General features: G+C 46.9%; 16 protein-coding genes. 5 read left to right on the forward strand and 11 right to left on the reverse strand.

Annotated elements, in window-relative coordinates:
* Window positions 1-80: 80 nt before the first annotated feature.
* From DV872_RS09905 to DV872_RS09920, 4 genes are all read right to left on the reverse strand, one after another.
* On the reverse strand, window positions 81-1,259 hold the full coding sequence (locus DV872_RS09905; RefSeq protein WP_114629769.1) for a deoxyguanosinetriphosphate triphosphohydrolase family protein: 1,179 nt from the start codon (window positions 1,257-1,259) through the stop codon (window positions 81-83).
* Window positions 1,249-1,959, reverse strand: coding sequence for a uracil-DNA glycosylase family protein (locus DV872_RS09910; RefSeq protein WP_158546910.1), 711 nt, complete (start codon window positions 1,957-1,959; stop codon window positions 1,249-1,251). The genes DV872_RS09905 and DV872_RS09910 overlap by 11 nt, the downstream gene beginning before the upstream one ends.
* On the reverse strand, window positions 1,949-2,131 hold the full coding sequence (locus DV872_RS26545) for a hypothetical protein (RefSeq protein WP_114629771.1): 183 nt from the start codon (window positions 2,129-2,131) through the stop codon (window positions 1,949-1,951). The genes DV872_RS09910 and DV872_RS26545 overlap by 11 nt, the downstream gene beginning before the upstream one ends.
* Before the next feature lie 129 nt (window positions 2,132-2,260).
* Window positions 2,261-2,764, reverse strand: coding sequence for a hypothetical protein (locus DV872_RS09920; RefSeq protein WP_114629772.1), 504 nt, complete (start codon window positions 2,762-2,764; stop codon window positions 2,261-2,263).
* Window positions 2,765-2,994: 230 nt separating this feature from the next.
* On the opposite strand from DV872_RS09920, the gene DV872_RS09925 reads away from it, so the two are divergent.
* Window positions 2,995-3,516, forward strand: a complete 522-nt coding sequence (locus DV872_RS09925; protein WP_114629773.1) for a hypothetical protein — start codon at window positions 2,995-2,997, stop codon at window positions 3,514-3,516.
* Between the two features lie 160 nt (window positions 3,517-3,676).
* On the opposite strand, the gene DV872_RS09930 is transcribed toward DV872_RS09925, so the two are convergent.
* The 5 genes from DV872_RS09930 to DV872_RS09950 all read right to left on the reverse strand — a co-directional run bounded on the left by DV872_RS09930 (window position 3,677) and on the right by DV872_RS09950 (window position 10,680).
* Window positions 3,677-4,915 carry a uroporphyrinogen decarboxylase family protein gene (locus DV872_RS09930; RefSeq protein ID WP_158546911.1) on the reverse strand — a complete coding sequence of 413 codons (1,239 nt, stop codon included), beginning with the start codon at window positions 4,913-4,915 and terminating at the stop codon, window positions 3,677-3,679.
* 4 nt (window positions 4,916-4,919) lie between these two features.
* A complete protein-coding gene (locus tag DV872_RS09935; protein ID WP_114629775.1) occupies window positions 4,920-7,583 on the reverse strand; it encodes a glycosyl hydrolase-related protein in 2,664 nt (887 codons plus the stop codon).
* A 10-nt stretch (window positions 7,584-7,593) separates the two neighbouring features.
* On the reverse strand, window positions 7,594-8,430 hold the full coding sequence (locus tag DV872_RS09940; RefSeq protein ID WP_114629776.1) for a carbohydrate ABC transporter permease: 837 nt from the start codon (window positions 8,428-8,430) through the stop codon (window positions 7,594-7,596).
* Between the two features lie 14 nt (window positions 8,431-8,444).
* Window positions 8,445-9,323 (reverse strand): carbohydrate ABC transporter permease, encoded by an 879-nt coding sequence (locus tag DV872_RS09945; protein ID WP_114629777.1) that lies wholly within the window; start codon window positions 9,321-9,323, stop codon window positions 8,445-8,447.
* Between the two features lie 85 nt (window positions 9,324-9,408).
* Window positions 9,409-10,680 (reverse strand): ABC transporter substrate-binding protein, encoded by a 1,272-nt coding sequence (locus tag DV872_RS09950; RefSeq protein ID WP_114629778.1) that lies wholly within the window; start codon window positions 10,678-10,680, stop codon window positions 9,409-9,411.
* A 296-nt stretch (window positions 10,681-10,976) separates the two neighbouring features.
* Between DV872_RS09950 and DV872_RS09955 the strand changes: the two genes are divergently transcribed.
* The 3 genes from DV872_RS09955 to DV872_RS09965 are packed head-to-tail and all read left to right on the forward strand — an operon-like array spanning window position 10,977 to window position 15,896.
* Window positions 10,977-12,023, forward strand: a complete 1,047-nt coding sequence (locus DV872_RS09955) for a LacI family DNA-binding transcriptional regulator (protein ID WP_114629779.1) — start codon at window positions 10,977-10,979, stop codon at window positions 12,021-12,023.
* 58 nt (window positions 12,024-12,081) lie between these two features.
* Window positions 12,082-12,708: an SGNH/GDSL hydrolase family protein gene (locus tag DV872_RS09960; protein WP_114629780.1), complete on the forward strand. Its 627-nt coding sequence runs from the start codon at window positions 12,082-12,084 to the stop codon at window positions 12,706-12,708.
* Window positions 12,708-15,896, forward strand: a complete 3,189-nt coding sequence (locus DV872_RS09965) for an alpha-mannosidase (RefSeq protein ID WP_114629781.1) — start codon at window positions 12,708-12,710, stop codon at window positions 15,894-15,896. Before DV872_RS09960 ends, DV872_RS09965 begins: the two co-directional genes overlap by 1 nt.
* Window positions 15,897-15,965: 69 nt before the next feature.
* On the opposite strand, the gene DV872_RS09970 is transcribed toward DV872_RS09965, so the two are convergent.
* Window positions 15,966-17,723, reverse strand: a complete 1,758-nt coding sequence (locus DV872_RS09970; protein ID WP_114629782.1) for a hypothetical protein — start codon at window positions 17,721-17,723, stop codon at window positions 15,966-15,968.
* A complete protein-coding gene (locus tag DV872_RS09975; RefSeq protein WP_114629783.1) occupies window positions 17,723-20,551 on the reverse strand; it encodes a DEAD/DEAH box helicase in 2,829 nt (942 codons plus the stop codon). Before DV872_RS09975 ends, DV872_RS09970 begins: the two co-directional genes overlap by 1 nt.
* Before the next feature lie 281 nt (window positions 20,552-20,832).
* Here DV872_RS09975 and DV872_RS09980 point away from each other — a divergent pair, with 281 nt between their 5' ends.
* Window positions 20,833-21,267, forward strand: coding sequence for a hypothetical protein (locus DV872_RS09980; RefSeq protein ID WP_114629798.1), 435 nt, complete (start codon window positions 20,833-20,835; stop codon window positions 21,265-21,267).
* The last annotated feature ends 39 nt before the right edge of the window (window positions 21,268-21,306 follow it).

Genomic DNA, 21,306 nt, shown 5'->3' on the forward strand with positions numbered 1-21,306 from the left:
CTCCGATAATCATAATAGCAGAACAGTTTGTGCACCCTGTGACTCTAAGGTGGCAATTCTGTGATTATCAGCCGCTGCAGCTAGATCTTGAAACCGAAGTCCCGGGGAATCACCCTGCGTCTGAAGTCCTCGTTAAAGTAGCGGTCTGTCATGATGGCAATATAGTCCACCGCAATCCTCTCCGGCGGCATGGACTCAAGATAGCTCGGTTTCATCTTACGGCTCGCCCATTTATACACATAACTCGACTCATCCCGACTCACCAGCTCTTTCAGATAGGCCTGGTAGAGGTAACGGAACATCTTCTCTATCTTGCCGTCCTCGGTCTTCTTGCCGGGATGGAGGTAAATCCTCTTGTAATTGAACTCTAAAAGTTCCTGTAGAGCCTCACGGTAGGGATCTGAAAAGCTCAAACCCTTCCTGCCGAAGCTCTGCTCAATAAGATCGTAGGAGAGGCTCCGGATAATCCTGTCATTTCTATCGCCCAGAAGCTCTGTGATGCCTGAAGGGATCTCCTCCCGCTTCATCAGACCGATGGTGATGGCATCCTCAATATCCCGCCCGATATAGGCAATCACATCGGCAATTCTCACCACACAGCCCTCCAGGGTCATGGGCTTTAAAACCTTTCCCCGGCCGCCGTCAGAAAAGCACATCTCATACTCTTCCAGGAACCTCTCTGCCGTTTTCGTCCGATCCGGCAGATATATTTCCTCCAGCATCTCCCCGTTATGACAGAGAATACCATCCAGGACCTGCACCGTCAGGTTCAGTCCCCGCCCGTTATTCTCAAGCTCCCGTAGAGTCCGCACACTCTGTGCGTTATGGCTGAAGCCGCCGATTCTCTCATCCTCGCAGATTTTATTCAGGAATCTCTCACCATCATGACCATAGGGAACATGCCCTAGATCGTGACCCAGAGCAATCGCCTCAATCAGATCCTCATTTAGACGCAGCGCCCGACCAATCTGTCTGGCAATCTTTGACACCAGCTGCACATGGAGCACCCTGTGGGTGATATTATCGTTTTGAAACAGGTAGAATACCTGGGTCTTGTCTATATAACGGGTATAGGAGAGGGAGTGGATAATCCTGTCGGTATCCCGGGTAAAGGAAGAGCGTATATCACCCCGGCTGTTATCCGTATTCTCGGGAGTCATACGAAGTCCGCGGCTGCTGGGACAGGCCTCTGATGACAGAGTCAGTTCCTCTCTTTGTTTATTCTGCGCAAGAATTGTTGAAACCAGTTTAGCATCCATCTTTGCATCTCCTGTAAGCCTTATTCAGTTCATGATCATACATATTCAGGAAGGTTTCTTTCTCTTTCAGTTTATACTGCAGCACCCAGCGGGGGTGGGGCAGAGGGAGTATCTCCTCAAAAAAACAGTGTTCCGCGTTGAGCTCTTTCAGAATCTTGAAATTCTTACCCTTGCCAAGGGAAAAAGCAATCCGCCTCTCGGCCCCCATCTCTATCTGCCTTTTAAAACTCTCAACAAGCCAGGGTTTTAAATGGGCCATCAGAGCAGGCGTATCATAATAGTTCCGGTTCTTTCCCTCACAGGTAAAACCAAGCGGGGATAGAGCCGTAAGAAAATAGCGGCTGAAAAACAGCTCAGAACCACCCATGAAATTGATCATCTCATAAATAAAACGGCTTGAAAGCTCGCGGCCGCCTTTAAAATCGCAGTCAATCCCGCAATCATCCCGCAGTGAATCGGCATCGGTAAAATTAATCCCCGTCACACCACAGCCCAGGCGTCCCGGATTTATCCCGATGAGGAAAATCCTCTTACTCTTATCACCATAGTATTTATTAAAGTAAAGACCCATCACACGCCTCACCTCATCCCCCTCATAGGGGTACAGAAGATCCGTATTATCAGGCAGGGGCAGGGGAATCCCCGTACTCGTGATAAACGAAAGGTAGGAGGAAGCAAAAGTGTTCTTATCAGGACTCATACCCATTTGTACCAAAGTTTTCACAGGGAGTATAGAGGCGGCTTCTCTCCTTCTGCCTGGAGGCAGTGCAGAGAGAACCGGGCTTTCCGCTACTTCCTTCTAATCCTCGGGCATTCTCCGGCTCTGCTCCCGCGCCGCCGGGCCCTTCGGGAAGGAAACGCTGCAATCCCATGCCGTGGGGGAAGCTGCAAAAGTGATATCACATATGATATCAAAATTCCCCTTATCTAAACGGCCATAAAAGTGATATCACATATGATATCAAAATTACTGGTCATTATTATTTAAAAGCTGAAGGGGATTAGTCGAAATTGCAGACAATCCCGGCACAGACCTGGGTAGTTGTATTGATCCATTTGGGAGGTCCGAATACAAGATCCTGCTGCAGCTCCATGGTGAGCTGCATATTTTTATGCACTCTGTAACGGATTCCGCCTCTGATATAGGGGCCGATATGAAGTGTAAAGTCATCTGTAAATTCCATCTGCGTATTCAGACCGGCACCTGTTACGAAGGTCAGTTTGGTCTTAACTGGGAATAGGAAGTTAACACCCGCATTGATGGGAATCAGGAAATCAGCATCCACATCCCCCGTATCAGCAGTTTCAGTACGAATACCGAATGCACCTGTCAGACTCAGCTCAATATTATTCTCCAGAGGAACATGGATACCCGTGCCCACAAGCATGTAAGAGTGCTCATAGTTGGGGAATGCTGCTCCCAGTGTAAAAGGAACAAGAGGGGATGCACTCAAGCCCATCGTTCCGGTAAATATCGTTATAATAAGTAATATTCTTTTTTTCATAAAAATCTCCTTAGGTTGCATAGGCGAGCAGCAAGCTCTGCTTGCGACCAGCCTTAGGCTGCATAGGCGAGCAACCAGCCATAAACACATATATACAAAAATCGTCTTAAAAGGGGAAGGGTATTACTGAATTCAATTTTCTTTACTTCAATTTCATATAACTTTGAAGCATTGTCCCTGTTCCTTCTGTTCTATGAGACAAAATAGCAGTAAAATTGAGGAGAAGTCTAATGGGAGACGCCGCAGTGGATCAGAATCAGCTGGAACAGATTGGAGCTTATGTTAAAAGCAATATGGCTCAGTGGATCAGGGAACAGAACATATATCCCTTTCCATCTCAGGAAAGAGGTCTCGATAAAGAACTTTTTGAAAGAATGGTGACAATAGAACAGCAGTTGAAATTCCAAAATGAGAAACTTGTACTCATGATGAAACAGTCTGATGAGCATTTTGAACAGTTGCAGAATAACATGGATTCCCGCTTTGAACAGACGCAAAATAACATGAATTCCCGCTTTGAACAGACGCAGAATAACATTGATTCCCGCTTTGAACAGATGCAGGATAACATGGATACACGCTTTGAACAGACGCAAAATAATATGGATACACGCTTTGAGGAGCTGCAGAATAATATTGATACACGCTTTGTCTCTGTAGAGAAACAATTCACACGACTGTATACATTTCTCACAGCTCTTTTCTTAACAATGCTTGCAGGATTTATTCCTCTTATTATTAAATCCTTTTAACTAAAAACTGGGATATCTCATCATGGTAGAACTGAATCCCGGGCCTGGCAGCCAGACCAGGGCTCTGACTGGGTAAACCATAGATCAAAGCCAGTTTACCACAGCCCAGCCTTCCAGCCTTCTCTCAAGTTAATTAGAGAATGGTGCTCAGGGATTTTTTTTAGTATGTGATTTCGTTGGCGGCCTCATACATGGCCACTATATTTTCAGGGGGTACTCCATCAACAATATTATGAACCTGATTGAATACAAAACCTCCATCTTTCATAAGAATTTCGCTGTTCTTTTTGACATCATCCCTGACCTCCTGAGGGGTTGCTTTAGGCAGTCTATGCTGAGTGTCAATTGCTCCGCCCCAGAAAACAATGTCTTTACCGAATTCCCGCTTCAAATCGACAGGGTCCATCCCATCGGCCCCGATCTGTACAGGATTTATGATATCAACACCTGCGTCTATCAGGTCGGGGATTATAGGCTTGATAGATCCGCAGCTATGTAAAAATACTTTCAAGTCGCTATGCTCATGTACATAGGAAAAAAGTTTCTTCTGTCTCGGATAGATGATTTCTCTGTATGTCTCAGGGTTGATCATCAGGGAAGACTGAGTTCCGAAGTCGTCACCGAATTGAATGACATCTACATGCCCGTTGATTGCACCGAGAACCTTTTCCAGCTTCTCCAGGTGTAATTCCACCAGGTTGTCAAAGAGCAGACCCATCTCATGGGGAGTCAACAAAAGATTCATTAGTAACTCATCGGTCCTATAAAGGAATTGTCCCATTTCAAATAGACTGCCCCCAAAACCTATCATTGAGGCATAGTCCGTCGTATCCTTCAATTCTTTTGCTTTTTCCTGCAGCTGCTGGTAGAAATCAGGATTACCCTCATTTTTCCAGAGAGGATCTGAGATGTATCCCCACATGGTCTTGCCTATTGCATGCCCAAGATCCGGGAAGCTGCTCTTCTCAATACCCATGTAGGGCCATATGGTCTGCGTAAAATAGGCAATCCCTTCAGGCATACGCCCTATTATGTCATTTTCAGAGTCTATACAGACCCAATCGTTTCCCTGCTGTTCAAAATGAAGCCACTTGGGAAGGAGTGCCTGGGATCCGTCAGGAAGATTCCAGGGGCTCCAATCTTTATCCTCACCGGCATAGGCTCTGGCCAGATCGACTGAATCTACCTTGAATCTATCCAGATACCACTGTTCGGGTATTGCCAGCTGCTGGGCGGCATCATAGACCTTGGTTGATCCTTCTGTGATTTGAAGATGTTTCTTTAATGTATTGTATGGCATAGCCATGATCCCGGTAGATCTCATAGAACCGCAGTCTATGGGGAGTTTATCAGGCTCTTTATGATTAATGGCGGCCTGTATACGTTGTCTACTTGTCATATTCCTATCCTTTTTTCCGTTTGATGCAGATTGTTTGAATTTCTTTAGGGGCAATAGTTGTATGCACCTCATTATTGGTGAATGGGATGTCAGTAATCCTCTCATCAAAGATATTGGCGCTGTAGGCAGAACCGACTGTAAAATCGGGTATTGTCAGAGTGGGCTCACTGGTCTCACTGGAGGTATTGATGAGACGAAAACGGTACCCCCCATTCTCCGGCATTGCAGTGACGGAGGAGACTTGAATGTTCTCACTGTCTGTGACCGTGAAGAACACACCGCTCTCAGCTTTGCTGCAATTAATCAGGGGATGTGAGAGGAGAGGAACAGAGGACCGTTCGGCTCTCTTTGCATAATTATATTCCTCTTCTGAATTCTCAATGATCAGGCTGTAATTCAATTGAATAAAACCGGCCTGGGATGCTCTGAAATTGGTATTCCAGTAGTTATTCAATGGCCAGGATAAAAGAAGAGGGTTTTTATCACGCGGGATAACAGTGCTTTCCTTTGAGAAATTGAAGTCCCCGAACATGGCCATAGGTGCATCCGGTGTACAGAGAGACACAGCGATATCATCATCCTGCATCGCAACAAAGGATTGTGCGGTCACCCAATCTCTGCATGCTCCGGGCAGCTGTTCATCATCCAGGGAGACCTGGGTGTCTGCGGTATTAAAAATGCCCTTCCATCCACTCTTTAGCGCAAGAGGAAACACAAGATAGTATGATTCCGGATCGGTACACTCTTCTTTGTTAAATGAGACAGACAGGTCAATATCCGGGATGTGGGGATGCAGAACAATACGCTGTTCCATATTAGTCATTCCATCCATTTTAAAGCGCAGGACGAGTGTGATCTTTGTACTTTTCTGCTCTATCTCATAGGAGACAAAGGACTCGGCACCCTCACGTCTGCAAGCCCAGGAGCTACTCCAGCAGGACTCATCATCCAGGAGTTTTACAATATCTCTATCGTAATAGGATTCTCTTCTGCCGTCGATCAATGGATCGGGATACTCTCTTACCATTTGGAAGAAAGTCCAGTCATTTTGAATATCAAGAATTTCCCTGGCCAGCCGTTTATCAAATAAAGACAGTATACGGCCTGATTTCGGATCGAATTCAATGCGATGGAAGGGTGATTCTATATACTCGATATAGTCATCAATCCTGCGGATCGTGTCAAAACTGATTATGGCCTGGGTCGATTTTTTAACATACTTCCCATGGCTGATCCTTGAATCCTGTACCGGCTCTTCCAGTTGATCCAGTGGTATTCTGCGCCATCCGAAAGCTGGTATGCTTACCGATGCAAATTCAATGAGCTCTTCTTCTTTAGTATTTATCAGCTGCATATCATTCCTGAATCTTGCAGTTCTCAGTTGCTTCCCTTCAGTCTGCCACTTTTTTGAGAGCATGACAGGAACATTCTGTTCTTTGCTTGTGAGGTTACATAAAAGGACGCCCTCCAGGCCTTCTGCCTGTCCTGGATTTTCACTAATATCTTCCAGGGAGGCAATCAATGGGTAGAATGCGTGCTCACGGGCTTCATAGGCTTTAATTGCCTTAAAAGACCATTGTGAACGGGTATTATAGGAGTCCACATCCATGGACTCATCACAGCCCCAGGTATGTTCATCATAGATATTCAGACTCTTCCATGACTGATCCAGGTTTTCCCGGATTGCCGGTTTCGGATCTATTTTATTTGCTCCTATTAACTCTGCAGAGAACAGCATTGATTTTGTTTTTTGATTCAAGGCTGTTTCGTATGCCGAACTTGCGGATCCAAAATTCCAGAAATCAGTCCAGTCTCCTTTCATCGTACATAGCTCAGACTCGGGTATCTGCTGTACTCGTTTTAATAACTCATTGGGTGTGACATAGCGAATCACCGGGCCGCAATCATTATCATTCCACTCTCGTATCAACCGGGCAACCTGCATGTTCGGGGGGCTGTTATCCCAGCATACCGGGACGTTTGACGAGGTCAGATAGAGAAAGTCCTGCTGGTAATTTATCCCTTCCAGGTGAGTCAGGTAACGATCAAGTCCCGTTTTCATTGTTTCTATGCTGTTTTCGGCAGTTTTAAGCTGTTGATCGAACATGGTGTAATGTTCACCGTTGACAACTAATATTTTCTTCTTTGAAGGGCCTTCCCAATGGAAGAAAGAGGGCCTGGAAGCGGCAGCTCGTCCCAGATGAGGATTGATCCCCATGATCAGAGCCTTGATCCCGTTATCATGCAGCAGATCAACGATTGGCCAGGCTATACCATTCACATCATGCTGAATAACGGTCTTGATAGAGTAATCAAGTGCTTGTTCAATTCCTCTTATTGGTCGTAATTGGCTGATCAGCTGTTCCAGATTACACAGGGGAGTCGTGTTGAACTGCAGTCCTGATAATCCGATACGTTCCTGGGCAACATATGCCTTCAAAGTTTCAATGCTTTTCTCATCAGCAGTTTTTAGCCAGTGAAGGATCTGTGCTGTGACTTCAATTGTCCATTTGGGCTGTGATAGCTTCGGCCACTGTGATGTCTCTTCCAGCATATCCAACACCTGATCAATGAATTCGCGCTGAAGGTTCCAGAGTACTGGTTGGCTATGGGTATATCCGATATCCATATGGCTGTGGTGCAATACCAATATTTCTTTGATTTTCATATAATTTTCCTTACTTCAGGGATGACACTGTTGAGTTTCCGGCAATAAAGTATTTTTGCAGTGATATGAAAAGGATCACCGTGGGAATAGAGGTAAAAAGGACTCCTGTCATCTGACGGGGGATCGAGCCTCCGCCGATACCCGCCATGGTAGCCATGGCAACCATGATAGGACGGATCGCCACAGATTTTGAGAGTATCATTCCAAAGAGGAGGTCATTCCATATCCAGGTCATCTGAAACAGAGCAATGACGGCAGTCGGAGCAAATGCCTGGGGCATACAAATTTTAAGGTAAATGCCTGTGGAACTGCAGCCATCAATGATTGCCGCTTCTTCTATGGACCTGGGCATTGTCGTAAAGAATCCCCTATACACGAAGAGGCTGAAAGGGATAACCAATGCCGTGTAAACGAGGATCATACCAAGGCGTGTATTGTACAGTCCCAGGTTGTTGAAGGTCTTATAAAGGGGTATCAGATACATTTGAAAAGGGAATATCGTACCACTGTAGATTATGATGAATAAAAGAAAACTGAATCTTGGTTTTAATCGTATAAGGCTGTATGCAGCCATGGAAGAGAAGATTATTGCAAGGAATGTTGCGACCATTGAGTAGTACATAGAACTTAAAAAGTGGTCATGCAGGCGATAGACTTCAAAAATATCTCTAAGATTTCCAATGAGTCCGAAGCTTGTTGGGAATTGGTAAAATTTATGGCTGCCAAAGTCTGCCGGGGTTTTAAATGCGGCAAGCAGACTTGCTGCTATGGGCAGAATCCAAATTATTGCCAGTAGTACGAGTGCCGTATATATGATGAGCATTGAGCTGCTTAGTTTCTTTTTCATGAGGTTCCTCTTTTCTAATAATGTAGAAGATCTTGCTTCAGCTGGGATTTTACATAGCCGCCGGATATTATTATGATTATTGCCGAAAGGACTAAAGAAATAGCGGCACCATATCCCATATTAAACATACTGAAAGTCTCTCTGTACATTGTGACGGCCATGGTCTCGGATGAGCGGTAAGGACCTCCATGGGTGATTACATAGATCAAATCAAATGTTTTGAATGAATTAACTATTGCCTGTGTGATCACGACTGTAGTGATGGGCTGAAGCATCGGAAAAGTTACAGCTTTGAATATCTGGAACTTATTGGCCCCGTCAATGACAGCCGCTTCGATCGGATCCTGGGGTATGGTGGTGAGGCCCATAAGGAACAGCACCATATAGACTCCCATCTGCTGCCAGGTCCATGCAATAAGCATGGCAATGGTATTCAAAGGAACCTGAGTCAGCCAGGAGACGGTATCGGGATTGCGGGTGACCGCTGTGATTATTGTGTTCAATACGCCTTTGGTACTGAACATATTTATCCAGATGACACCTGTTGAGACAAAGGATATGGTCAATGGAATAAAAAAAACTCCCTTGAAGAATGATCCGCCCTTGATCTCTTTGAGAAAGACCGCAACCAGGAGTGCAAAAGACACCGGGACGAGGAGGGTGAATACGACCCATATGATTGTATTCATAAAGGATCTTACAAAATTCGGGTCAACAAAACATTTCTGAAAGTTCTTCAAACCGATAAATATAGGTTTTGACAGACCATTCCAGGCAAAGAAACTGTAGTATACATTCTGGATCATCGGTATGAGCAGGAAGACAACCACAAAAAGCAATGCCGGAAGTACAAATAGATAGCTGATTAATATTTTCGATTTCCTCTCGTTCATCATGGACCTCATATTGGAATAATTATCATCGGGCAAAAAGAAGTCCCGGCAATCACAATGATTACCGGGACTTATTAAAGCAATATTATTTTACAGATGCCCAATAGTTATCTGCTACGGTATCCAGATTAGCTATGACGGTCTCCAGTGAGTCAGGGTTAATCATAAACCTGGCAAACTCATCGACAGCAACTTCACAGATGGGAGTTGGTGTTGCTTCCCAGTATCTATTCAACAGACGTACATTCTCAGTGTTGATAGTATTAAGAAGATCAACTTTTACCTGTGGAAGGAACTCTGCGGGACCCTTGGGGTTCCCCGGGAAAGACAAGAGCTGTTCAACAAAGGCGGAATTTCCTTCAGGACTCATCCAGTAGTCAACGACTTCCATTGTCTCTTCCATGTTCTTTGCATTCTTAGCAACTACAAGAGGTCCCATTTCCAGGATGATGTTGTTTCCGGCATCAGGATTATGAGAAGGAAGGATGAATGCTCCGATGTTCTCTTCAGGAACACCGTTGGGTGTTAATGTAGCACCATAATACCATGTTCCCATGAGAGCCATACCAACTTCTTTCTGATTGAACTGTCCCGCACCTACGGCCCAGATATCGGAACCGGGTTCAGTAAAGTATCCCTTTCTGATCATATCGCCCCAAAGCTCGAAGGCTTTGACGACTCTTGGATCTGAATATTTTGCCCGGCCTTCACATAGATCTACATACAGGTCGGGATCTTCTCCAATGATCATCTCTTCAAACATGATGAATGTAGGCCATCGTCCTTCAACTGTGCTGAGAAATGGTGTAATTCCGGCTTCCAGCATGGTATCGCAAACATAAATGAACTCGTCCCATGTTGTAGGAACTTCAAGAGACAGGTCTTTGAAGACCTCTTTGTTGTACCAGACAGGCCAATATTCATTATTCAGGGGGAAGCCATAAACAGCATCACCAAATGTAAATGCCTGTCGCAGGTCTTCGCCATATTCATCTGCATGTTTATCCCATAAAGGAGTGAGATCCATCAGCATGTCTTCATCTGCCAGCTCTTTCATTCTGTATGTTGACCACCAGGTGAACATGTTGGGAGCTTCGTCAGTGGGCAGAGATGATCTGACCTGAGCCATGTAGATATCGGTTGCAGGGAATACGGTATTGGTAAAACCATAACCTGTTGCCTCTGTGGTTACCTCTGACATGTGGTCAAAGAAGGGGACCCAACCTGGAGCACCAGATTTATCGTGCATAAGATTCAATACGATTTCGTCATCAACGGATTCCTGATCACCCGATGCAAATAGCATGGTTGGGAGTACCATCAACATGACACATAAAACTAATAGACCTTTTTTCATTAAAAAATTCCTCCGATTTAAGTTAAAAGTTATGTAAATTAACTATAATTAGTGTATCACAAAATTATCAGCAGTCAATTCAATTTTTGATTATTTTGATATTTATTGTATTTAATGGCTATAAAGTTGTAAATACGCCTCTAAAATATAAAAAAGGCCGGTTCGATAATTAATATATAAGTAAAATAGTCGAATATATTAGTTAATAAAACAGTTAATATTAAGTAAAATAATGGTTGAACTGTTGTGAGTTGTATAGTAAAATTACATATCAAAATAAACAGGGATTGTACTGAATGAAATCTGATCTGCCGTTAAACAAGCCAAAAGCAACTCTTAAAAATATAGCTGAAGCATCGGGGGTGTCGGTAGCCACGGTCTCCTTTGTATTATCCGGAAAGGGTAATATATCCAAAGTAATGAGTGACAAGGTAAAATCAATCGCTGCCGAGCTTGGTTATGTCCGCCCCGGTAAGGGGAGGAGTGGTCAGATGCAGAAAAAGACATTGGCCATTCTGACATATATCAATAAGGAATGGGCCTATGCCTGGAATATTATTACCCCCATAATCAATGCCATTGAGCAGAATAATACGGGCAGGGGCTATGCCACGGTTATCATTCCGGTACAGGATTCTTCAGAGAACAGCAAAATCTACCAGAGCATTATTGATGCCGGGGTATGCGCTGTCTATTCGATTCATGTTGCCAATGCAACACTGTTTCAATCCCTGGAGGAAGCAAATATTCCTGTCCTGGTAATAAACAGCAATGAACTGAATAATACTGTATGCACTGTCTGCTCCGATGACTTTGAAGGGGCCTACGAAGGGACTAAGTTTCTGATTTCCAGGGGTCATGAGCACATTCTGTATATCGATTATTTCCGTGAAGGACAGAATACTGTTATTTCCGACCGGTTTATCGGATTCAAGAAGGCCATACAGGAGTCTTTTCAACGTGAGCCGGTGAATCATATCACTACAGATCTCTTTGATGTGGAGATGTTGAGAAGCGAGTTGATGATCCATCTTCATAAACCTGTCAAACCTACTGCCATTTTTGCTCATGATGACAGACTTGCAGAGATCATATTCTATCTGATTCGTAATGAGGGGCTCAATATCCCTGAAGATATATCAATTATTGCTCCCGGGGATGTCCTTGATTATTCGAATCCTATGACTCCTCAAATCACCACCATGTCTATTCAGACGACTGTTCTGGGAAATATCTCAACGGAAAAAATGTTTAATTTAATGGATAAGCCTGCTGAAGATATCCATGGTTTAAAGGTCAGTCAAAAACTGGTCGACAGGGGTTCTGTCAGAGACATCGGGTAAAGGCATAAATAATTAAACATAAAAATTTAACATAAATATGGAACGAAAGGGGAACTCTATGAAGAATGTATTGTGTTTCGGAGATTCAAATACCTGGGGATACATGCCCGGATCAGGCGGTCGCTTTGATAGGGACATTCGCTGGACCGGTAAACTTCAGGGTCTGCTGGGACCTGATTTCTATGTTATTGAAGAGGGTCTGAATGGTCGTACGACTGTCTGGGATGATCCTGTTGAAGAGCACAAGAACGGTAAGACGCAGTTATATTCCTGTCTGGAATCACATAAACCCCTGGATCTGGTCATTCTTATGCTCGGGACAAATGACTTGAAAACCCGCTATTCCAGCCCCTCTTTTGACATCATGCTGAGTATAGCCCTACTGGTCTCAATCATTCAAAAGAGCGGTACCGGCAGGGACGGACAGCCTCCCGAAATTCTACTCCTGGCACCTCCACGGGTAGAGGATCTCTCTGATTTTGAAGATATGTTCCAGGGGGCACAAAAAAAGTCGGAGAGTTTTTCAGCTGATTATGAGAGTGTTGCCGCACAGGCCGGCTGTTTCTTCCTCGATACGAAACCCCTGGTGACAGCCAGTCCCGAGGATGGGATTCACCTGGATAAAACAGGTCATTCTGTATTGGCCTCGGCCCTGGAGCAGAAAATTCATGAGATTGTAAAATAATGAATAAGAGTGAAATGATTCTGGCAAAGATTGAATCGGCATTAAAGCTTTTAGATTCCCTCCGTTTTAATCATAGACGCGATCTGCCCCCCTGGAAGATTCACCGGGGAGATGATGAGAGTCTCAGTTCTTCCTATGAAGATTCCTTTTGGGAGAAGATCGACAGTCCATTGATATTCCGGGACCCGGGTCAGACATTTTCACTCTGTACTGCAATCACTGTTTCATCCCCCCGGGAGTCCGCAGCAGTACTGGTTCTCTCCCTGGGCAGGAGTACCAGTCTTGAAGCTCTTCAATTTCTGTATGGACCGGAAGCCCTGCTATACATCGACGGGATTCCCTATCATGGAGTGGATCCAAACCATAGGGAGATACATCTGCCCGGGGAGCTTGCCCCCAATACTCAGCATACCGTAGTTCTCCAGGGCTGGACCGGTATCAAGGAAGACTTTTATCCGGTCTCCCCGCCATATTCGGCAGAGATCAATCAGGAGATTCAGGAGCTCCTGACCCTCTATAAAACGATAATCCAGACGGTCAGAAATTTACCTGCCTCTGATCCAGTGTATACAAAGCTGGTGACACTTTTAAACAGCTCCTATAGTTGTCTTGATTTAAATGAACCCATAGGGCCGAGTATTAATGGTTCCATCGGCAGAACCCTGTCATGTATCAATGCCGGACTGGAAGCAATCCCATACCTGAAAAATCAGTCGGTCGCAGCCATCGGTCATGCCCACCTTGATATCGCCTGGTTGTGGGATGTTCCTCAAGCCATAAAAAAGGCCGCCCGGACCTTCTCCAATGTTCTCCGCCTGATGGAGGATTATCCGGAGTTTATCTTCAGCTGCAGCCAGCCCCAGCTCTATGTTTTCATTGAGCAGCACTATCCGGAGATCTTCCGTGAAATACAGAAAAGAGTGGAGGAAGGCCGCTGGGAACTTATGGGCGGCATGTGGGTAGAGGCTGACTGTAATTTAAGCGGTGCCGAGGCCCTTGCCAGGCAGTTTCTGTTGGGACGACGCTACTTTTCAGAGCACTTTTCCACTCCTGACACAGAGGTCTTATGGCTGCCGGATGTCTTTGGTTATTCATGGCAGCTTCCCCAAATCATGAAGGAGTCGGAGATCTCGGGTTTTGTCACGGCAAAGTTAAGCTGGAACCAATTCAACCGGATGCCCCATGAATCCTTCTGGTGGAAGGGCCTGGACGGCACAGATATTCTGACCAGCCTTATCTCAACAAAAAAGCCGGGATGGTGGGGTGCCACCTACAGCGGAGAGATGAATCCCGAGGAGGTTCTATCAACCTGGGAATCCCTGCAGGATAAAGATTTATGTGATGAACTGCTCATGCCCTATGGTCTGGGGGATGGCGGAGGCGGTCCCACAAGGGAGATGCTTGAGAATGCCGCGGCAATGAAGCGAATTCCCGGACTGCCAGAAATCAATCAGACAACAGTTGAGTCCTATTTCAAAAGACTGCAGGATAAAACTTCATCTACTGACTTTCCAGTGTGGAACGGAGAGCTCTATCTTGAACTGCATAGAGGAACCTATACCACCCAGGCAAAGAACAAGAGATTAAACAGAAAGTGTGAGTTCAAGCTGCACGATGCCGAATTTCTGGCCTCCTGGGCTGCCCTCAGGCAGCCCGGATTCTACCCCCGTAAAGAGTTAAAAGAGGCCTGGTCCCTCTTATGTCTGAATCAGTTTCACGATATTCTCCCCGGTTCGGCCATACATGAGGTATACCGGCAAAGCACTGTAGACTACCGGAAAATCACTGATATCACAGATAAGATCATTGAAGAGTCTCTTGGAGTCCTGGATGGCTCACTCCCCTCAAATACGGCCTATGTCCTCTACAACCCTACATCCTTTACCATGACTCAGATTGTAGAACTCCCGGACCCTGAAAATGAAGATCCTCTCTATGGGGCAGATGGAAAGAGAGTCATGGTGCAGAAGACAGAAAAGGGGCTCCTGCTTCATGCTAGGGACATTCCCCCCTACGGATATACGACTTTCAGTCCTGAAACTCCCTCTGCAATCGGCACAGCCGATGCGGACAGCTCGGATACTGACAGCTCGGATTCTGGAGTCAATCTTTCTGATGTGAAAATTAATGCCGGGGATGATACCGTGACAATGGAGAACAGCTTCCTTCGGCTCATCATCAACGGCCAGGGAGAAGTACTGAGCCTCTTTGATAAAGAGGTCTCCCGGGAGTGCATCCCTGAAAATCAGAGAGGGAATCTCCTGGAGTTTTTTGAAGACAGACCCATGGACTGGGATGCCTGGGACATCGATATCTATTATGAGGAGAAGCCTTTATCCTTCGGTCGGGAGTCAAAAATCCGAATATCTGAACACGGCCCTCTGCGGGTCAGTGCAGTTATTGAGCAGAAAATTCAAAACAGTACATTTCTACAGCACATCTCTCTGTCAAAAGACAGCAGAAGAATCGATTTCAAGACCGAGTGTGACTGGCAGGAGACTCATGTGCTCCTTAAAGCAGTATTCCCTACAACAATGCTGAGCCCTTCGGCCACATATGATATCCAGTGGGGCAATGTGGAAAGGCCCACTCACAGAAATACCTCCTGGGACAGGGCAAGGTTTGAAACATGTGCTCATAAGTGGGCAGATCTCAGTGAAGGGGACTATGGTGTGAGCCTCCTGAACGACTGCAAGTATGGCTACAGTGTTAAAGATCATAAAATAGCCCTCACACTTCTCAGAAGCCCTACTTTTCCGGACAAGACCGCCGACAAGGGACATCACGAATTTACCTATTCTCTTCTCCCCCATAAGAATGACTGGAGAGGGATAACGGCCGGGGAAGCCTATGGGCTCAACGATCCCTGCATAATCCGCCGGGTAAGCACTGAAGAACCCAAGCGGACAGGGACAGCCGAATCTTCCCTCGTCTCCTCCTCCTACGACGGAGTTGTCATTGAGACCGTCAAGATGGCCGAAGATAATGATTCCCTTGTGATCAGGATGTATGAATACAAAAGGACAAAGAGAAATGATGTCCAGATCACTCTGCCCCGGGGGGTAAAAAGAGCCCTGAGGAGTAATGTTCTGGAAAAAGATCTTGAGGTATTAGAGTTCCGGGAAAATAAGATATCAATAAATCCCTATCAGATTTTGACCCTGAAAATGGAATTGGAGACGGACTAAACCGGCTCTCTTTTTTCATCCTCTGGTGGATAGCCCTCATGTCTGGGGAAAGCCCTCATGGCTGAGCTCTCATGCAAAAGACGTCAGAGGGGTAAATCCGCCCTTTCTCAGGAGGTTGTGAAAGCTCCGAATATTGTCCTCCCTCACAGCAATCCTCAAGCCCTCCATCCGGGAGAACAGAGGAGACTCCAGGCTGCCCAGGTATTCAATCACTTCGCTTCCCAGCTCTTCGAGGGTGTACACCACCCAGTCCGGCTCCACGAGAAGCTGGATAAAACGCTTCTGCATCCTGTTTCGCAAAGATTCCCAGAGGGAAGGCAGGGGCTGTCCGCTGTAGCGTAGAACAGACTCAAATTTCTCTTCCAGATTTGCCTTCACTGGGCAGGATTTTGAGAGCTTTTCCTCGTTTATCTTGAAGACTCCCTCTCCCAGACCGTCGGCAATGCCGGAAAAAAAACTGAGAGCCGATGTATTGGACAGAGGGACATAGGCCACAAGAACAGCCTCATCAAGGCGGACCATCTGTATGGAGGGGGATATCCCTTTTTTCTCTTCATAGTGTTTATTCAAGCCGAATACCCAGCGGCCAAGATCACTCATCTTAAGAAATAATTCACCTTCTCCATCTAACGCCAGGCTGTCCCGGCTCAATTCAAACAGTCCCAGGGCGGCCCATAGAATAAAAAGATTCCGGAAATAGGGCCGGAATATATGATTTTTATAATCCAGTTCCGTGGTGATATAGGATTTTTCCCTGTAACGATAGCTGCTGCCCATCATCTCATAAACATACATATCCATGTCGGGCATAAGGGGGCGGGCGTCGGTCATCCTGTAAAAGAGGGTCACACAGCTTTTCATATCCACCCAGTCCCTGAAGGGCCATTGACTGAAGATCCTGTAAAATGACGGCATATGTCTGGAGCGGTAAAAGCGGCAGTTTTCCAGGTATCGTCCCTTGGAGCTCACACGAACTTCCGGCAGCAGCAGGGAGAGATCCATATGGGCGCTGGAGCTCTGAAAAAAGGATTTGACTCCCTCTTTCAAAAAACTCAAAGGCTCTTTTGTCAGATTCATCATCTGCGCATCCCCGGTATCACCCACAGTAAAACGGATAAAGGAGAGAATCATCTTCAGTCTTGTAAATGAATCTTCCTTATTAGTTTCTCTCTCACTTTCTACATCATCTATTTCAAGAGGGCTTATCTCTTGTGTCTTATCCAGAGTCTTGAGGGTCCCCTTCAGTATTTTTGAGTCCGCCTCCCTCTTGAAGAATCCCAGATCCTCCAACTGCATGATCATGGGATTCAGATTCAGGTAAAACTCCTCTCCCTGATCCGCAGTGAACTTGTAATCTCCGGGAGCCCTGTCAAATTCCCTGGCATCCAGGGGGGGAGGGGGCATGAGGTCCCGGAAACAGGGAATCAGGCGCTGATCAATAAAGACAGGGGAGCTGCTGCGCTGTTTCAGGAGAAAGGGTGCAGGCAGATCCAGCTCTCCCATGCCGTAAATGCCCCGGGAAAAGGGGAGGTCGAACCGTGTGACCAGATCCGAGGCGCTCTGCATTCCGTCCCAGACACATAGACGGATCATCTCTTCTGCCGGCTCCCCCAGATCTTTCATAAATGCATTAAAAAGCCGGGGTACCGAATAGAGCCGGGCCGCCAGAGGGGCCAGCTGGTCTTTGCGGGTCACATCCTTGTCCAGGGAGTAAAAGCTCAGAGATTTTAGCATGCTCTTAAGCTCGGCAACCGTATGACAGTCGAGGGTCAGCTGTATCAGCTCCCGGGAGGCTTCTGTCTGAATAAAAAGGGCTTCTAATTCCATCACATCCCCCTCTGGAGCAGGTAGTTTATGTCTTCGGGACTCAGCTTTTTGACCGAGCCGCTGTCAGAGCCGCTATCCGAGCCAAGGACCGAGGAAAAAAGCTCCTTCTTCCTCTCCTGAAGTTCCATTATCTTTTCCTCGATGGTTCCCACGCTGATCATTCTGTAGCAGAAAACATTCCGTGTCTGACCTATTCTGTGAGTCCGGTCTATGGCCTGCTGCTCGGCGCTCCGGTTCCACCAGGGGTCCAGTATGTATACATAATCGGCTCCCGTCAGGTTCAGTCCCACCCCTCCTGTCTTCAGGGTCATAATAAAGACCTTGTTTTCCGTAGAAGACTGGAACTCTTCCACCAGCTCGGCACGGTTCCGGGTACTTCCGGTCATGGTCAGATGGGCTATACCCGCCTCTGTGAGTCTCTCCTGCATAATCTCCACACTGCTCAGGAAGTTTGTAAACACAAGGGCCCGGTGCCCCTCGCTGATCACCTCCTCCATATGCTGCAGAAGGGCGTTCCATTTGGCCGATACAACCTGACCCTCTGTCTTTGCTTCGGGCACCGAAGCCAGCTGCCTGAGTTCCAGAAGACCCTGGAGAATCAGAAACTGGGATTTCTCCACACCCTCCACCTTGACCTTCTCATGGATCACTCCCTCATAAAAGCGCCGTCTCTCTTCATAGAGGGCAGCCTGTTCGCTTTCCATATCCACATAGAGGATCTGTTCGCTCCTCTCGGGAAGCTCCTTGGCCACCTGCTGCTTGAGGCGTCTCAGTAAAAAGGGAGATATCTTCCCTCTCAGAAGCCTCAGAGCCGTGGGATCGCTGTTTTTCTGTATGGGAGTGATATAGTCCCGCTTGAACTGGGCCGCGCTGCCGAACATGGAGGGATTCAGAAAACGGAAGAGGGAATAGAGCTCTCCCAGGTTGTTTTCCACAGGAGTACCGCTCAGGGCAAGCCTGTGCTCTCCGTCAAGGAGCATCACCCCCCGGGCGATGCGTGAGTTCATGTTCTTTATGGCCTGAGACTCATCCAGGATCAGGTAGGAAAAGGATATATTCTGCAGAACCTCTATGTCGTTGCGCACCAGGGCATAGGTGGTGAATACAATCTGATGTTTGCTTATCTGATCCACATCCCTCTGGCTCCCGTAGTAACAGCAACTCCTCAGATGGGGGGCAAAGCGCTCCTTCTCTTTCTCCCAGTTATGAAGCAGGGATCGGGGCATCACCACCAGGCTGGGCTTCTTTTTTCCGTCCCCCTTGTAGTACAAAGAGAGGAGGGCCAGGGCCTGAATGGTCTTTCCCAGCCCCATATCGTCGGCAAGACAGCCTCCCAGTCCGAAATTCTGCAGGTAGTGCATCCATTTGACCCCATAGACCTGATAATCCCTCAGCTTTCCCTTAAGTTTGAAAGGAGACAGGGGACTCTCTTCAATGGAATTGAAGCCCTCAAAGAGCTTGCGGCTCCGGATCATCCCCTCTCCCTCTATCCGGCTGTCTATAAGCTGTTCCATCAGGGGCAGATCAAATATGGAGACCCTATAGGCAGTATTCTTCTTGTTGTACTTCCCCAAAAGCCGTTTCAGAGTACTGAAGTAGGAGCGGTCCACAATGGCCTTACTTCCGTCTGATAGGGGTATGTAGTTGTGGGTTTCAAAGAGGCTCAAGGCCTTCTCAATGGGAAAGCTCTCATCTTCAAGGATCATGGTTCCCGTACCTTCAAAATAATCGATCCCCTCTCCCAGTGAGAACTGCAGGCGCGGCTGTACCGGCTTCAGTTTCAGTTTTCGGAGGGATTCGCTGCCGAACAGACGGTAAGACCCTGTCAATTCTCCCAGCCGGCTGCTTAGAAAGGGGAGGGCCAGGGCGGCAGAGAGGTAAAGATCATCCTCCTCATGCACAAAGTCCCCGGATAATCCCATCTCCCGGGTCATCTTTTTCAAATCTCTTGTTATGAATTTCATGGAATCATGATTCCCCGGATAAGAAAGTTCCAGCTCCTGCAGGGTTCTGTGCTCATGATCCACCCGGATGACCGATGAGGGGCGATAGCCGCTGATAAACTCCATAGGCATATGGTTGAAGCAGTAACGCATCGACATCTTCAGTGTGCCGTCATTCAAAAGGGATTCAAAGCTGAGACAGGCCTCGGCGGATGCCATTTTTCGGTCAAGATGACTGTAATCATCCAGATTTATTTCCAGACGGGGAAAGAGTGAGCAGAACAGGGAGAGGAAAGATTCCGCCTCCTCCCTGGCGATACGCCCGGCCAAAGTTGTAAGTTCATGATAACGGCTTCCCAGGGATGAGCAGTCAAAGAGTCTGTCCCCGACACGCAGATGCAGGGGGCTCAGGGGCCGCGGATCACGGCTTAAAAAAGTCCCCGCCTGGAATTCAAGATTGATCTCATAGGAGCTCTCAATCTTCTCAAGAACAAGTCGGACATGCCCCGCACCCTGTTCATAGATAAGGGGTGAGGCCGTGTTTTTCCAGTAGAGGATCTCCCCGGCATCCCGGATCTCCCCGGGAAGAGAGGGGTATTCATCCAGATACAAACCCCGTGGATCTTGCTTCCAGGAAATAAGCCCCGCCTGTCTGCTCCGGATGCTTCCAATCCTTCTGTACAGAGATTCCAGCAGCGGATCATCACTGGAGCACTCTCCCCGAAAATCCTCTCCCCTGGAATCTGTCAGGCGAATAAAGCAGCGTCCCTCCCTGTCTGCATCAAGCACAAAGAAGCCGGGATCAGATAAGGAGTCCCCAGGGGGATGCCTCTTTTTCTCAGTACGGGCCAGTTCATATATTCTCTGTAGGGCTGTCTCAGTCATGGATATATTCTAACTGAAGTTCTTCTCCCTTGGAATAAGGCATTTTATCAATTCCGGTTCCAGCCCCGATAACTCCTCTTCCGGAGGGGGAAGTCTCCCCCTCGCTCCATCCCCGCACATTTACAGGGAAATACCTGTAAATGAGTCCGCCTGAGGCCTTATCCGGCTCTGCTGCCGCGCCGCCGGGCCTCAGGCCGGGTATTGCGCTGCCCCCTCAAGTCACGCAGCAGAAAGCCATCAGGGTAGTGTTCACCTGAGAACAACTGTTGTATCTTTTCCCTATGATGAATGAAGATGAACTGATACAGAAGCTGGGACGCATTGAGGCCCTCTTTGCCGGCGCTAAAACAGAGGGTGAGAAGAATGCATCAGTCCATGCCCTGGAGAGGATTCAGAAAAAGCTGTCAGATCTGCAAGTGGATGATCCAGCTGTGGAATATAAGTTTTCAATGACAAATCACTGGTCCAAAAAACTGTTTATTGCCCTGCTCCGCAGATATGGACTGAAACCCTATCGCTATCGCAGACAACGGCATACGACGGTTATGGTTAAAATTTCAAAATCTTTTGTGGACGAAACCCTCTGGCCCGAATTTACGGAGCTGGATAAAACACTGAACTCCTATCTTGAATCTATAACCAGCAGAATCATATCGGAGAGTATTTTTACCGACAGTGAGGAAATGGTGCTGAAAGAACCCAAATATCTTAACTGACCACCTGGTGTCGTAGAGCAGCAGTTAAAATTCAGAATG

Source organism: Oceanispirochaeta sp. M1 (assembly GCF_003346715.1).
GTDB lineage: Bacteria > Spirochaetota > Spirochaetia > DSM-2461 > DSM-2461 > Oceanispirochaeta.

Coding starts and splice junctions, on each gene's coding strand:
- DV872_RS09980 (WP_114629798.1), top strand. CDS start 20,833: ATGATGAATGAAGATGAACTGATACAGAAGCTGGGACGCATTGAGGCC.
- DV872_RS09955 (WP_114629779.1), top strand. CDS start 10,977: ATGAAATCTGATCTGCCGTTAAACAAGCCAAAAGCAACTCTTAAAAAT.
- DV872_RS09975 (WP_114629783.1), bottom strand. CDS start 20,551: ATGACTGAGACAGCCCTACAGAGAATATATGAACTGGCCCGTACTGAG.
- DV872_RS09925 (WP_114629773.1), top strand. CDS start 2,995: ATGGGAGACGCCGCAGTGGATCAGAATCAGCTGGAACAGATTGGAGCT.
- DV872_RS09920 (WP_114629772.1), bottom strand. CDS start 2,764: ATGAAAAAAAGAATATTACTTATTATAACGATATTTACCGGAACGATG.
- DV872_RS26545 (WP_114629771.1), bottom strand. CDS start 2,131: ATGGGATTGCAGCGTTTCCTTCCCGAAGGGCCCGGCGGCGCGGGAGCA.
- DV872_RS09940 (WP_114629776.1), bottom strand. CDS start 8,430: ATGAAAAAGAAACTAAGCAGCTCAATGCTCATCATATATACGGCACTC.
- DV872_RS09930 (WP_158546911.1), bottom strand. CDS start 4,915: ATGACAAGTAGACAACGTATACAGGCCGCCATTAATCATAAAGAGCCT.
- DV872_RS09945 (WP_114629777.1), bottom strand. CDS start 9,323: ATGAACGAGAGGAAATCGAAAATATTAATCAGCTATCTATTTGTACTT.
- DV872_RS09965 (WP_114629781.1), top strand. CDS start 12,708: ATGAATAAGAGTGAAATGATTCTGGCAAAGATTGAATCGGCATTAAAG.
- DV872_RS09935 (WP_114629775.1), bottom strand. CDS start 7,583: ATGAAAATCAAAGAAATATTGGTATTGCACCACAGCCATATGGATATC.
- DV872_RS09960 (WP_114629780.1), top strand. CDS start 12,082: ATGAAGAATGTATTGTGTTTCGGAGATTCAAATACCTGGGGATACATG.
- DV872_RS09950 (WP_114629778.1), bottom strand. CDS start 10,680: ATGAAAAAAGGTCTATTAGTTTTATGTGTCATGTTGATGGTACTCCCA.
- DV872_RS09970 (WP_114629782.1), bottom strand. CDS start 17,723: ATGGAATTAGAAGCCCTTTTTATTCAGACAGAAGCCTCCCGGGAGCTG.
- DV872_RS09910 (WP_158546910.1), bottom strand. CDS start 1,959: ATGAGTCCTGATAAGAACACTTTTGCTTCCTCCTACCTTTCGTTTATC.
- DV872_RS09905 (WP_114629769.1), bottom strand. CDS start 1,259: ATGGATGCTAAACTGGTTTCAACAATTCTTGCGCAGAATAAACAAAGA.